Genomic DNA, 13080 nt, shown 5'->3' with positions numbered 1-13080 from the left:
GATTGTTTTTAGTGAGACAATTTAACCAAATAATATTTATTTGGGAGTCCCCGGAAATGTTAGACAAGATCAGCAAAAAAATCTTGATGGAGTTGCAGAGCGACGGCCGCATCAGCAACGTGGAGCTGGCGGCGCGGGTGAACCTGTCGCCCGCCGCTTGCCTGGAGCGCGTGCGCAAGTTGCACGAGTCCGGGTACATCATGGGCTACACCGCGCAACTGAATCCCCAGCTGCTCGACGTTTCCCTGCTCGTCTTCATCGAAGTCGTGCTCGATCGCACGACGCCCGAAGTCTTCGACGCCTTCAAACACAGCGTCCAGGTCATTCCGGAAGTGCTGGAATGCCACATGGTCGCCGGCGGTTTCGACTACCTGGTCAAGGCCCGGGTCAAGGACATGGCCGCCTACCGCGAATTCCTGGGTAAAACCCTGCTCCAAAAAGGTGTGCGTGAAACACACACTTATGCCGTGATGGAAGAAGTCAAGAATACCACCAAGTTACCTATAAAGTAGTATGTAGGAAATAAAATTACCTGCTACGCGCCAAAGCGCCGGGGTCAACGGGGGACAAATGAAGCTTTTGCAGCAGAAGTTGGTGCAACGTGGATTATGGTTGTTGGGGGCTACGGCGGGCGGAACGTGCCTGGCGTACTTGTTCAATCTGGCGGCCGGCGACAAGGCCTCGTTGATGTATACGGCCGCGCCGGCGGCGTTGGCCGGCGCGCTGATCTCCTGGTGGGCGGCGCGCCAGGGCAATGACGAGGGCGGCGTGCGCCACTTCGCCCAGACCGTGGGCGCCGAAATCGATGCCATCATGATCGGCGCGGCCGAAACGTCGTACTTCGTCGATTCCGTTAAAAAGAAAATCGAGCTAGACGTCGGCACCGCCGGCGGCATAGTCCACAGTTCGGCGCAGAACGCCGCGACCACAGAGCGCATCGCGGCCAATGCCGAGCGCGCCGCCAAGATCGCCGCCCAGGTGCGTGGCGAAACGGTTGCCGGTCGCACCGAGGCCGATAACGGCCTGCAACGCATCCGCACCGCGCGCCAGGATGCCCAGACAGCGGCGTCCGTCATGACGAGCCTGCAAACCAATTCCCGCAAAATCTACGGCTTCACCGAGGCCATCAGCGAGATTTCCGCCCGCACCAACCTGCTGGCGCTGAATGCCGCCATCGAGGCGGCGCGCGCCGGCGAACAAGGGCGTGGCTTCGCCGTCGTCGCCAGCGAGGTGCGCCAGTTGGCCTTGCGCACCAAGGAAGCGACCGATGAAATCAGCACCATGGTGCGCGAGATCAATCAGCAGGCGGAACAGGCCGCCACCGGCATGACGTCGCTGGCGGTGCAGGTCAGCGAAGCGGCCGGCAATGTGGAGAAGGTGCACGGTTTGCTGGGTAATATCGAGCGTTCCTCCGGCGTGTCGGAAGACGAGATCGGCCAGATCGCCCGGGCCTCGCGCGAGCATGTCGCCACCACCGAGGAAATCGCCGCCGCGATCGCCAGCATCCGCGACAGCTTGTTATCCACAGAGAAGGAATTGCCGCGCGCCGCCAGTTCGGCGATGGCGTTGGCTGAGCGGGCCGAGGTGATCACCGGTGCGCTGGGCGAGTCGTCGATCGCCACGTCGCACGACGCGATCCGGCATGCCGCGCAGCAGGCGGCGCTGGAAGTGGGCCGGATTTTCGAGGCGGCGCTGTCGTCGGGCAAGATCACGCGCGACGCTTTGTTCGACCGGACTTATAGCCCGATTCCGAATACCGATCCGCCCAAGCACAAGACGAGGTTCGATGATTTTACGGATCGCGTGCTGCCTTCATTGCAGGAGGCGCTGTTGGTGGCCATGCCGCAACTGGCTTACGCCGGTGCTGTGGATAACAACGGCTATTTCCCCACCCATAACAAAAAGTTTTCGCAGCCGTTGACGGGGAACTACGACGTCGACATCGTCAACAACCGCACCAAGCGGATTTTCAGCGATCGCACGGGCAAGCGTTGCGGCTCGAATACCAAGCCGTTCCTGTTGCAGACGTATAAGCGCGATACGGGCGAAGTGATGCACGACCTGTCGGCGCCGATTTATGTCAACGGCAAGCATTGGGGTGGTTTCCGCATCGGTTACCGCTCGAGCACGAAGCATTGAGCTGCACCAAAATAAACGTGGATCCACGTAGGGCGGATTAGGCGGAACGCCGTAATCCGCCAATGCACGCGCCGTCGGCGGCCCATGGCGGATTACGCGCTGCGCGCTAATCCGCCCTACGAGTCACGTAATTCCGTGGCGAACAGCCCATCACGCGCTTGAAGGCCGTGCTGAAGGCGCTTTCCGATTCGTAGCCCAGCGACGGCGCGATCACCGAAATCGGCGCGCTCGAATTGAGCAACTTGTCTCCGGCCAGCAGCATGCGCCAGCGCGTCAGATAGTCCATCGCCGACGCCCCCACCATCGTCTTGAACTTGAGCGCGAACGCCGAGCGCGACATCCCCGCGCGGCGCGCCAACGCTTCCAATGTCCAGCGATGCGCCGGCTCCGCATGCATGGCGCTGAGCGCCAACCCCATCTGACGATCGGCCAGCGCGAACAGCCAGCCCACGCCCGGGTCCGCGCCCTTGTCTTTGGCGCTCTCCTCCATGTGCAACCGCAGCGCCAGTATCAGCATCATGTGCGCCAGGTGCTCGGCCATCAGCGAGCTGCCGGGCCGCTGTTCATGCAGCTCCTGGATCATGCGTTTGACCGACCACAGCAGCGCCGCCTGATCCGTCTCCTGCCGCAGGTGCACGATTGGCGGCAGCATGGCCAGCAGGATCTCGCCGTGGCTGTGGCCGAGGAAAAAGCGGCTGCCGACCATCAGGCAAGCACCGCCGCCGTTATGCACGATGACGCCGGCGACGCGCGGGGCCGCGAATACTTCGGCCGAGTCGGCCGCCGGCAGCGACAGGTCGCTGCCCATCACAAACGGTCGCCCGCCCGGCAGCAGGAAACAATCGCCGGCCTTCAACAACGTCGGTTCGCTGACGCCGTCGACCGCCAGCCAGCATTGTCCGGAGACGATCGAATAGCATTTGATGCCGATGTTGGGCGGATAACGGACCGCCCAGTCACCGCCGGCGTCGAAGCCGGCCGATACATAGCTGCGCGGCTTGAGCAGCGCCAGGACATCGGAGAGTGGATCCATGAGTTTTGGACGAACGCGAAGATAATGCAGACTTTATAGCATGGATCGGATGACATTCCGCTTTTATCATTGGCTTTTTAATCAGCCAAGGAAATGACCATGCGTGTATTCGTGACGGGAGCGACAGGTTTTGTCGGCTCCGCAGTTGTAGAGGATTTGATGCAAGCCGGCCATCGGGTGCTGGGACTGGCTCGCAGCGACGAGGCCGCCGCGACGTTGACGGGGCTGGGCGCCGAGGTCCAGCGCGGCAGCCTGTTGGATATCGACAGCCTGGTGACGGCCGCGAAGGCTTGCGATGGCGTGATCCACACCGCCTTCATCCATGACTTCTCGAACATGCCCGAATCGGCCAAAACCGATCTGGCGGCGATCGAGGCGATGGGGGCGGCGTTGGCGGGTTCGGGCAAGCCGTTCGTGGTGACGTCGGCCATTGGGATATTGCAGCCCGGCCGGATTTCCGTGGAAAGCGATGCGCCGATGGCCGCTTCGGCCGGGTCGTATCGTATCCCGTCGGAACTGGCCGCGCTGGCGCTGGGCGGACAAGGCGTGCGCGCTTCGGTGGTGCGTTTGCCGCCGTCGGTGCATGGCGACGGCGACCATGGCTTCGTTCCGGCGCTGATCGGAATCGCGCGCAAGCAGGGAAGTTCGGCGTACATCGATGACGGCATGACTCGCTGGCCGGCGGTGCACCGGCATGACGCGGCGCGGTTGTACAGGCTGGCGCTGGAGAGCGGCGTGGCGGGGTCGGTGTACCACGCGGTGGCGGAGGAAGGCGTGGCGACACGCGAGATCGCCGGGGTGATCGGCCGGCGCTTGAACCTGCAGGTGGTGGGAATGTCGGGCGATCAGGCCGCCGGGCACTTCGGCTTTATAGGGCGCTTCTTCGGCATGGATTGCCCCGCGTCGAGCGAGCAGACGCGGCGGCAGCTGGGCTGGCGGCCAACGCATCCGGGTTTGCTCGAAGACATGGATCGGGAGGCGTACTTCGCCGGGGAATTGAACCCTTAAGCGGTATCTTTCTTTGGGGCGCTGCCGGGCGCGGTGCGCGCCGCCACCTGGTTCATGCCTTCCAGATGCATCCGCAGCCACTTGTGCGCCGGGCTGCGCGCATCGCGTTCGTGCCACAGCATGTCCAGGTGGACCGCCGGCAGCTGGAACGGCAATTCCTTGGCGATCAGCGCGTCCGTCATGCCCGTCGAGGCGATCAAGTGACGCGGCAACACCGTGATCAGATCCGAGTTCGCCACCACCCGCCCTGCCGTGAAGAACTGGTTCACCGTCAGCAAAATCCGCCGCTCGCGCTGGATCTGCGCCAGCGCCTCGTCGACTAGCCCATGCGCGCGGCCCGAGAAACTCACCAGCAGGTGATTGGCCTTGCAATAGTTGTCCAGGTTCAGCTCGACCTTGGCCAGCGGATGGTCGCGCCGCATCACGCAAACATAGTGGCCGGAATACAGCCGTTCGTGGCGGATCGGCGACCCCGTCTCGTACGACAGCTGCGCCGCCACGCCAGGGAAGAAGCCAACCGCCAGGTCGATGTCGCCCCGCAGCAGCATCGGCCGCGGTTCACGGGTGGTCAGCGGCACCATGCGCACGTTTACGCCGGGCGCTTCCACTTCGATCGAACGCATCAGCGACGGCAGCCAGAAGGCTGCGGTGGCGTCGGCCATCGCCATGCGGAACGTCGCGTGGGCGGCGGAGACGTCGAAGGTTTCCGGCGCCACGGCCGCTTCCAGGCTGGCCAGCGCGCTGCGCACGGACGGCCACAGCGATTCGGCGCGCGGCGTCGGCTTGACGCCGTAGGCGGTGCGTATCAGCAATTCGTCGCCCAGGCTCTCGCGCAGACGCTTGATCGCGTTCGAGACGGCGGGCTGGGTCATGGCCAGATGGCCGGCCGCGCGTGTCAGATTTTGTTCTGTCATCACGGCGTCGAAGACGCGTAACAAATTCAAGTCCAGCGTCAAAAAGCTCATGTTGGCTCAGGTAGTATGAAAATAGGATAAGACAGTATCGAGAAATATGGATTTCTCGTCAAGGATAAGCTTCTCCATTCACCAAACGAATAATTGTTATCGTGGAAGTAAATTGGATACTTATGTTGCGCTGCACTATAGTTAACTTGATTCTAAATGCACCGGTCTATCATGTCTACCATCAGCTCAGTACTCCAAGATCTTTCGTTCCTCACCACGATACAGCTGGCGCTGGCCGCCGTTGTCGCCGTGGGCCTGCTGGTTTTGTTCAAACCGCTGCTGCGCGGCTGCGCGCGCGCCGCCGTGCTGATCGTTAAGCCGAAGTTGACCAAGGAAGAACGTCTGCAACGCCGCCAGATGCGCGATGCGATGATGCTCAAGCGCATGCTCAACACCAGCGAATGCGGTGCCAGCCATGCCGCCGAGCTGCGCGCGATGGCCTCGCGCGCCTAATAAGAGAAGTTAGAAGCGAAGTTAGCGCTCGCCCAGCAGGGCGGGCTTGAGCGAGCTGTCCACCGGCTTGTCGCCCAGCCAGATACGCAGCACGGCGTTATAGAACGCCACATCCGGCATCAATTCCCCCAGCTTTTTACCGTTCAGATAGCACTGGGTGCCCTCGCCGGGTATCCAGTCGAGCAGCATCTGGTCGCCTTTTTTCAGCGTCTGGATTTGCGCGAACACTTCGCCGAACTTCATCGTCTGCGGCAGGATGCGGGTGCGCTCGACCTTGTCGGTGTTGGAACTCAGGCCTTCCATGAAGGATTTGCCGAAGTCGTCCGAGGTGATGTCGCGCAGCATGATGATGCTGACGCGGCGCGGGCCGGTGGCGCCGAGCACGTCGGAGACGGTGGTTTTCTTTTCGGCCAGGTACAAAGCTGCCGCATACAGCTTGAAGATAACCTTGGTGCGCAGGCCGGCGCCGTTGAGCTTGAGCTCCTTGCCGGCGACGGTGGCGATGTCGTCGAACTTGGCGCCTGCCACCTCGACAGTGGCAAACGCCGGCAATTGGACGCCGGCGGTCAGCACGGCCACCGCCATCAGACTCTTGATGAGTTGTCGGCGTCGCATGGCGGTCAGGCCTTGGCGGCCTGCAGGTGCTCGTATTTGGCGCGCAGTTGTTCTTCGGTCTCGCGCCAGGCGGGATTGAAGGGGATGCAGCTGACCGGACATACTTGCTGGCATTGCGGCTCATTAAAATGGCCGACGCACTCGGTGCACTTGTCCGGATTGATTTCGTAAATTTCCGCGCCCATGTAGATCGCGTCGTTCGGGCACTCGGGCTCGCACACGTCGCAATTGATACAGTCGTCGGTGATCATTAAGGCCATGACGGAACTCGCTTATTCGGTCTGGGTGGCTGCGATTTTCTTTTGCAGCCAGCGGTCGACCGATGGGAAAACAAACTTGGAGACATCTCCGCCCAGCACGGCGATTTCGCGCACGATGGTGCCGGAGATGAACTGGTACTGATCGGACGGCGTCAGGAACAAGGTTTCGACGTCCGGCAGCAGGTAGCGGTTCATGCCCGCCATTTGGAACTCATACTCGAAGTCGGACACGGCGCGCAGGCCGCGCACGATGACGCGGGCATCATGCGCGCGCACGAAATCCTTCAACAGACCGGAGAAACTTTCCACTTTCACGTTCGGATAGTGCCCCAGCACTTCGTTGGCGATGGTCAGGCGTTCTTCCAGTGAAAAGAAAGGTTTCTTGTTCTTACTGTCGGCGACGCCGACCACCAGCGTGTCGAACAGACCCGATGCGCGACGCACCAGATCCTCATGACCACGGGTCAGCGGATCGAACGTTCCCGGATAAACGGCTACTACCATTGCGGCTCCCTGCAGTGCACCAATATAGAACGCGCATTATGCCTGAAAAACGATGTTTGCCTTAATATCGGGCAGTTTGCATGGAACTAGTTGCAACTTAGTTGTTACTAAGCCACTAATGCCTTCAACTTGAGCAAGTGGAAGAATACCATTCCCGCCTTATCGGCGCGGATCACTTCCCATTGCGCCATCCAATCGGGCGTCGCGTCCGTGTCGAATTCCAGCGCCGCGCCGGACTCGGCGTACACCAGGCCGCCCTCTTTCAGGATTCTTGTGCACTGCGGCAGGCAGCGCTCCAAAAACTCTTGCTGATAGGGTGGATCGAGGAAAATCAGGTCGAATTTCTGACCGCGCGCGGCGGCCGACTGTGCCACCGCCAACGCGTCGCCGCGCATGATCTGCACATTGTCCGCTTTAAGCTTGGTCTTGATTTCGTCGAGCTGTCGCACGACTGGCACGTTGGAGTCGATCATCATGACCGACTTGGCGCCACGGCTGGCGGCCTCGAAGCCAAGCGCGCCGCTGCCGGCGAACAGATCCAGTACTTGCGCATCGGCCCAGTTGGCGTCGCGCTGGTGGTTGATCCAGTTGAACACCGTCTCGCGCACGCGATCCGGCGTCGGCCGCAAGCCCTGCGCGCTCAATACCGGCAGCGGAGTGCGTTTCCACGCCCCGCCGATGATGCGCACCTGGTTGCTGTGCTGGGGACCGTGGACCGGTACTTTTGCTGGTTTTGCGGCTTTGCTTGCTGGCTTCTTTGGCATGTGGCTGTGTTCTAAGTCATTGATTCAACAGGGTCCACTATACCATACGGGCTTGCTGGCGCTGGTCAGCGGGCCTCCGCCGCCAGGCTGCGGAAGTCGTCGATCCAGCCCTGCATGCGCTTCTGCGCGTGCGCCTTCTGTTCCGGCGTGGCGATCTTCACCACTGTCAAAATCAACTGCAAACTGCCCTGCTCGGACGCTTCGAAGAACTGCTTGTGCTCGGAGTTCTCCAGACGGTTGAAGGAATCCTTGATCAGCGTATTGATCAGCGGAATGGTCGCTTCCTTGCTCAACTTCTCCTGCTTCACTTTGCGCACCAGGCTCAGGATGGCGTTTTGACGGCGCTTGCGCTCGTTGAGCCAGATTTCGTTGTCAAGCGGACGGGCATCGGAAGCCTTGCGGATCTCTTCTTCCTGCGTCTTCGAGAACTTGCCGAACCACAGTTCGAACTGTTCCATCGATTTCTTGTAGCGGAATTTTTGCTGATCTTCCTTGCTGCCCTTCATGTTCTTCTTGCGGAAGTCGTCGAGGTTGGAGGCGAACTTCTTCTCCAGGTTGTCGATCTGGTCCGGCTCCAGCGATGTCGCCAGGCCGGCCAGCTCCGGCGCCGCCTTCAGCAGCAGTTTCTGCGTGCGGCCCTTGATATCGTCGTAATCGGCTTGCAGGTCGGCGGCCGTCAGGTTGCCGGCCAACTGCTTTTGTCCCGTTTGCAGGATCTGCACGTAGTCGTTCAACTGGGTCTTGCGGTGCCAGCTGAACAGCTTGTCGATCTCCTTCTGCACCACGCCTTTTTGATCGGAGGTCAGATCGACGTAACCGTCCAGCCACCAGTACAGCAAGGTGTCGCCATTGTTATAGGCCAGGCGCAGCGAACTGCACGCGGCCAGCACTGCCATGAGCGCAATCAGGAAAAGGCGGCTTAGCGTTCGGTTGCCGTTTTGGGGCATGTTAGACTTTTGCATTTACTCACTCACTCTATCTGGCTTCTTATGAACGTCGTTATTCTCGCCGCGGGTATGGGCAAACGCATGCAATCCGCGCTGCCGAAGGTTTTGCATCCACTGGCCGGCAAGCCCATGCTTTTGCATGTGCTCGATACCGCGCGCAGCCTGTCTGCCAGCCGATTATGCGTTATTTACGGACATGGGGGCGCTGCCGTGCAGGAACTGCTGGCCAGGCAGCCGGAAAAGGTCGCCACAGCGCTGCAAGAACCGCAGCTGGGCACCGGCCACGCCGTCATGCAGGCGCTGCCGGAGCTGGACGACAGCGTGCCAACCCTGATCCTGTACGGCGACGTGCCGCTGACCACGTCCGCCTCGCTGCAGGCGCTGATCGACGTGGCCGGCAACGACAAGCTGGGCATCCTGACGGTCGAGCAGGACGATCCGTTCGGGCTGGGCCGCATCGTGCGCGAGGGGGGGACAATGAGCGGCGAGATCGTCCGCATCGTCGAGCAGAAGGACGCCACCGACGCCGAGCGCGCCATCAAGGAAATTAACAGCGGCATCATGGTCGCGCCGACCGTCCACCTGAAGCGCTGGCTGGCCGCGCTCAAGAACAACAACGCCCAGGGCGAGTACTACCTCACCGACATCGTCGCGCAAGCCGTGGCCGACGGCGTGCGGGTGGTCTCGGCGCAACCGTCGGCGCAGTGGGAAGTGGCCGGCGTCAACAGCAAAGTGCAGCTGGCCGAACTTGAACGCATTCATCAGCGCAACATCGCCCTCAAGCTGCTGGAACAGGGCGTGACGTTGATGGACCCGGCGCGCATCGATGTCCGTGGGGAATTGATCTGTGGCCGCGACGTCACCATCGACGTCGGCTGCGTGTTCGAAGGCAAGGTCGAGCTGGGTGACGGCGTGCGCGTCGCCGCCCACAATGTCATCGTCAACGCCCGCATCCTGGCCGGCGCCCAGATCAAGCCGTTCTGCCATATCGAAGAGGCGGTGGTGGGCGAAGTCTCGATCATCGGCCCATATGCGCGCCTGCGCCCGGGCACGGTGCTGGCCGAGGACGTTCACGTTGGCAACTTCGTCGAAATCAAGAACGGCCAGGTCGCCGCGCACAGCAAGGCCAACCACCTGGCCTACATCGGCGACGCCACGATAGGCTCGCGCGTCAACATCGGCGCCGGCACAATCACCTGTAACTATGACGGCGTGAACAAATCGCGCACGGTCATCGAGGACGACGCCTTCATCGGCAGCGACAGCCAGCTGATCGCCCCGGTGACGGTAGGCAAAGGCGCCACCCTTGGCGCCGGCACCACCCTGAGCAAGGATGCGCCGGCCGGCAAGCTGACGATTTCCCGTCCGCGCCAGATCACGATCGACAACTGGAGCCGCCCGGTCAAAAAGCCAAAATGAGGTGTTGTGGATAAACGTGTGGACATCCACCAGAACAAGCCGGGATAACTATCCCGGCTTTTTTATTTGTGGATAAGGATGTGGAGAAGCCTGCTGATAAGCCCTGAAGAAGCCGGGTATAAGCGGGGGAAATCTGCTGGACAACTTCACCCGGGTGAGCGCAGATGATCCGCAAAGCCGCACTAAGCCGTGATATTGGCCGTCTTGTGGATAAGCCTGTGGGAAATCATGTGGGTAACGCAGGATAACTTTTAAATGTGGATAAGACTGGGTATAAGCGGGTGAAAAGCCTCTGAACAAGCTGTGCAAACCACGGGAAAAGCTCGGGAGCTAAAAATAAGATGTGAACAACCTTGTGCAAAACCCTCGTATAACCGTTGGACAACCAGCCCATGATGAACCCGAAACCTCACTTACCTGCCGCATCAACAGTGCGCTTCGCAAATATGTCTTTGAAGACCGGCATGGCAGAAAACACGTTCGGCCAGCCCGCGTAGAAGGCCAACTGGGTAAGCATCTCGGAGGCCTGCTTTTCGGTGAGGCCGCTATCCATTGCCCGGTTCAGGTGGTAAGTGATTTGCGCCACCTGGCCAGAAGCGACAAGCGCGCTGACAGTGACCATGCTGCGGTCGCGAGGCGCCAGGCCAGGGCGCAACCAGAGATCACGGAACAAGGCGTTGGTCGTGTACTGAACCACGCCCGGCGCTACCTTGCCGAAATTTTCCTCGACCGATTTGGCGCGCTTGTCGTCCGCTTCCATATCGAGCGGCAACAATTGCACTTTCGCCGATGGCAACTGTTCGCTGGTGATCTTGCGCTCCGCAAAGACCGGCTTGGCTGCGCTGACGGCCGCCATGGCGTTCGGCCAGCCGGAATAGAAAGCCAGGTGCGTGATAATTTCCGATATCTCTCCAGGCGTGACACCATTGTCGAGCGCCCGGTTCAGGTAAAACGGCAGCTCCAAGGGTTGGTTTCTGGCGATCAACACCGTGAGTGTGACAATGCTGCGGTCTCGTGGCGATAAGTCAGGACGCGCCCAGACCTCGCCGAGTAGCAGGCCTTTGGTATAGCTTTCGAGTGCGGGAGCAAGCATTTGAATCTCCTTTGATGGGGATGAACGACTGTTGGCGGGCTTGGGCGCCTGTGCGGCCGCACCGCCTGGCAAGGCAAGCATCGCTATGCCACACAGCGCGACGGTGCCGGCCACTGCCCATTTCGATGGGGCGCGCTTATTGCCTGTATTGGTCATCGCTGACTTTCTCCATCCATTCGACATTCTTGCCATTGGCGCTCTCCTGAACGGCGATGTGCGTCACTGCCGTCGTTGGCGCGGCACCATGCCAGTGCTTGACGCCAGGCGGAGTCCAGATGACGTCGCCCGGACGGATTTGCTCTACGGCACCGCCCCACTGCTGTATGAGTCCCGCACCTGCAGTGACGATCAGTGCCTGTCCCATCGGGTGGCTATGCCAGGCCGAGCGTGCACCCGGCTCAAACGTCACTGCACCGCCGGACACGGTCGATGGCGCGCGCGCGCCAAACAGTGGATCAACACGCACACTTCCCGTGAAGTTCGGCGCGGGTCCTTTGGTCGACGCCTGGCTGCCCGCGCGGGCGATCAGCATTTGGGCTGGATTGGCATTCGCATTGCCGGTCTTGGCTGCGGGCGCCTCCTGTGCGTGGAGGCCAGCCATGGCGAACATGCCGATCATGATTGCCGAAAGCCAACGCCGCATGCCGGGTTTGATATTCATGTGCTTTCCTTTAACAAGATTGAGTGCGATTCAGTAGCTTCGACAAGCTTGCGGCCAGCACGATTGGAACGGTATCCTCATCCTGCCGATTCATTGCCTGATCCTCTCGATGGGCCAAAATTCCATTTGCATCGATCACATCTCCGTCTATCCTTGCATCGGAAATGGAGACCATAAAGGAGTCATGAAATGACTAGCTGGAAAGACAAACCGATGGCGGTACAAAAAACTCGTGGCCGCCCATTGTCGAACCCGATCCGAAAATTCTTCGCGGCAGTAGGCGCCGCTTTTCTTCTCATTGGCGGCAACGTAGCGAACGCGCAAGCTCAGGAAATGATGGTGCGCATCTCGGAAATCGAAGTGGACGAAAAGTACCTGGAACAATACAAGGCAATCCTCAAAGACGAAGCGGAAGCCTCGGTGAGACTGGAGCCTGGCGTGATTGCGATTTTCCCGATGTATCAACGAGATAAGGATACCGAGTTCAGGATCCTTGAGATGTACGCGAGTCGCGAGGCATATGAGGCGCACCTCAAGACTCCTCATTTTCAAAAATACAAATCCGGGACGCTCCACATGGTCAAATCGCTGAAGTTAGTTGATATGCAATCCTTGGACGCAGCCACCATGCCGGGAATATTCAGGAAGTTGAACATTAATCGATAATTTTCCGGAAGCTACAGAGCCGTTCGCTGAGCCGTTCGCTATCGGCTGCGGACGCATAACCGTTCAAACCGCAATCCGCGTCTCAAACTTACTCCGGAACGTAGAAAAGTAAGCCTTCACGTTCCTGACATTGGTCTGGGTCGCGAACAACCGATGCGCCAGCGCATGATATGCAGGCATATCCGCCACCTGCACGATCAGCACGAAATCCGGCCCCGGCGCAACCCGATAACACTGCAGCACGGCATCTTCCCCGGCCACATGGGCCTCGAACTCCGCCATCCGCTCGGCCGCCTGCACGTCCAGCGAAATCTCCACGATCGCCGTCAGGCTCGGCCCCACCTTTTCGGGCGCGACAATCGCCACCTGCCGTTGAATAACGCCGGTTTCCGTCAATTGCTTGACCCTGCGCAGACAAGTCGGCGGCGACACATGGACAGCCAGCGCCAGCTCGCTATTGGTTTGTGACGCATCAACCTGCAGCACATTGAGAATGCGACGATCTATCTCATCCATAAAATTTTCCCGTCCAAATGAAATAATATTTCACGAT

At 60.2% G+C, this 13080-nt stretch carries 16 protein-coding genes; 6 read left to right on the top strand and 10 right to left on the bottom strand.

Annotated features, from left to right (window positions below):
• Positions 1 to 56 precede the first annotated feature (56 nt).
• Together NHH73_01685 and NHH73_01680 are read left to right on the top strand one after the other, a co-directional pair.
• Complete coding sequence (locus NHH73_01685) at positions 57 to 512, top strand: Lrp/AsnC ligand binding domain-containing protein (protein USX27039.1); 456 nt, start codon at positions 57 to 59, stop codon at positions 510 to 512.
• A 58-nt stretch (positions 513 to 570) separates the two neighbouring features.
• Positions 571 to 2139, top strand: a complete 1569-nt coding sequence (locus NHH73_01680) for a methyl-accepting chemotaxis protein (protein USX27038.1) — start codon at positions 571 to 573, stop codon at positions 2137 to 2139.
• 106 nt (positions 2140 to 2245) lie between these two features.
• Here NHH73_01680 and NHH73_01675 read toward each other — a convergent pair whose 3' ends face one another.
• Positions 2246 to 3172 carry an AraC family transcriptional regulator gene (locus NHH73_01675; protein ID USX27037.1) on the bottom strand — a complete coding sequence of 309 codons (927 nt, stop codon included), beginning with the start codon at positions 3170 to 3172 and terminating at the stop codon, positions 2246 to 2248.
• A gap of 99 nt (positions 3173 to 3271) precedes the next feature.
• Here NHH73_01675 and NHH73_01670 point away from each other — a divergent pair, with 99 nt between their 5' ends.
• Complete coding sequence (locus NHH73_01670) at positions 3272 to 4180, top strand: SDR family oxidoreductase (GenBank protein ID USX27036.1); 909 nt, start codon at positions 3272 to 3274, stop codon at positions 4178 to 4180.
• Here NHH73_01670 and NHH73_01665 read toward each other — a convergent pair.
• Positions 4177 to 5145, bottom strand: coding sequence for a LysR family transcriptional regulator (locus NHH73_01665; GenBank protein USX27035.1), 969 nt, complete (start codon positions 5143 to 5145; stop codon positions 4177 to 4179). The genes NHH73_01670 and NHH73_01665 overlap by 4 nt on opposite strands.
• A gap of 171 nt (positions 5146 to 5316) precedes the next feature.
• Between NHH73_01665 and NHH73_01660 the strand changes: the two genes are divergently transcribed.
• Positions 5317 to 5598, top strand: coding sequence for a hypothetical protein (locus tag NHH73_01660; GenBank protein USX27034.1), 282 nt, complete (start codon positions 5317 to 5319; stop codon positions 5596 to 5598).
• A gap of 21 nt (positions 5599 to 5619) precedes the next feature.
• On the opposite strand, the gene NHH73_01655 is transcribed toward NHH73_01660, so the two are convergent.
• From NHH73_01655 to NHH73_01635, 5 genes are all read right to left on the bottom strand, one after another.
• Positions 5620 to 6213, bottom strand: a complete 594-nt coding sequence (locus NHH73_01655) for a chalcone isomerase family protein (GenBank protein ID USX27033.1) — start codon at positions 6211 to 6213, stop codon at positions 5620 to 5622.
• 5 nt (positions 6214 to 6218) lie between these two features.
• Positions 6219 to 6473, bottom strand: a complete 255-nt coding sequence (locus tag NHH73_01650; GenBank protein USX27032.1) for a YfhL family 4Fe-4S dicluster ferredoxin — start codon at positions 6471 to 6473, stop codon at positions 6219 to 6221.
• A 12-nt stretch (positions 6474 to 6485) separates the two neighbouring features.
• On the bottom strand, positions 6486 to 6977 hold the full coding sequence (gene coaD / locus NHH73_01645; GenBank protein ID USX27031.1) for a pantetheine-phosphate adenylyltransferase: 492 nt from the start codon (positions 6975 to 6977) through the stop codon (positions 6486 to 6488).
• A gap of 107 nt (positions 6978 to 7084) precedes the next feature.
• Positions 7085 to 7741: a 16S rRNA (guanine(966)-N(2))-methyltransferase RsmD gene (rsmD, locus tag NHH73_01640; GenBank protein USX27030.1), complete on the bottom strand. Its 657-nt coding sequence runs from the start codon at positions 7739 to 7741 to the stop codon at positions 7085 to 7087.
• A gap of 65 nt (positions 7742 to 7806) precedes the next feature.
• Positions 7807 to 8637 carry a DUF6279 family lipoprotein gene (locus NHH73_01635; GenBank protein ID USX27029.1) on the bottom strand — a complete coding sequence of 277 codons (831 nt, stop codon included), beginning with the start codon at positions 8635 to 8637 and terminating at the stop codon, positions 7807 to 7809.
• A 93-nt stretch (positions 8638 to 8730) separates the two neighbouring features.
• On the opposite strand from NHH73_01635, the gene glmU reads away from it, so the two are divergent.
• Positions 8731 to 10107 (top strand): bifunctional UDP-N-acetylglucosamine diphosphorylase/glucosamine-1-phosphate N-acetyltransferase GlmU, encoded by a 1377-nt coding sequence (gene glmU / locus NHH73_01630; GenBank protein USX27028.1) that lies wholly within the window; start codon positions 8731 to 8733, stop codon positions 10105 to 10107.
• A 409-nt stretch (positions 10108 to 10516) separates the two neighbouring features.
• Here glmU and NHH73_01625 read toward each other — a convergent pair whose 3' ends face one another.
• Both NHH73_01625 and NHH73_01620 read right to left on the bottom strand, forming a co-directional pair.
• Positions 10517 to 11200, bottom strand: a complete 684-nt coding sequence (locus NHH73_01625) for a carboxymuconolactone decarboxylase family protein (protein USX29761.1) — start codon at positions 11198 to 11200, stop codon at positions 10517 to 10519.
• 136 nt (positions 11201 to 11336) lie between these two features.
• Positions 11337 to 11861, bottom strand: coding sequence for a cupin domain-containing protein (locus NHH73_01620; protein USX27027.1), 525 nt, complete (start codon positions 11859 to 11861; stop codon positions 11337 to 11339).
• A 189-nt stretch (positions 11862 to 12050) separates the two neighbouring features.
• Here NHH73_01620 and NHH73_01615 point away from each other — a divergent pair, with 189 nt between their 5' ends.
• Positions 12051 to 12527, top strand: coding sequence for an antibiotic biosynthesis monooxygenase (locus NHH73_01615; GenBank protein ID USX27026.1), 477 nt, complete (start codon positions 12051 to 12053; stop codon positions 12525 to 12527).
• A 63-nt stretch (positions 12528 to 12590) separates the two neighbouring features.
• Here NHH73_01615 and NHH73_01610 read toward each other — a convergent pair whose 3' ends face one another.
• The gene (locus tag NHH73_01610) at positions 12591 to 13043 is read right to left on the bottom strand and encodes an Lrp/AsnC family transcriptional regulator (protein ID USX27025.1); all 453 of its coding nucleotides are present in this window, start codon (positions 13041 to 13043) and stop codon (positions 12591 to 12593) included.
• Positions 13044 to 13080 lie beyond the last annotated feature (37 nt).

It is taken from the genome of Oxalobacteraceae bacterium OTU3CINTB1 (genome assembly GCA_024123955.1).
Classification (GTDB): domain Bacteria; phylum Pseudomonadota; class Gammaproteobacteria; order Burkholderiales; family Burkholderiaceae_D; genus Rugamonas.
Note: the sequence above shows the minus strand (reverse complement) of the source record. Positions and strands in the feature narration are given on the sequence as shown.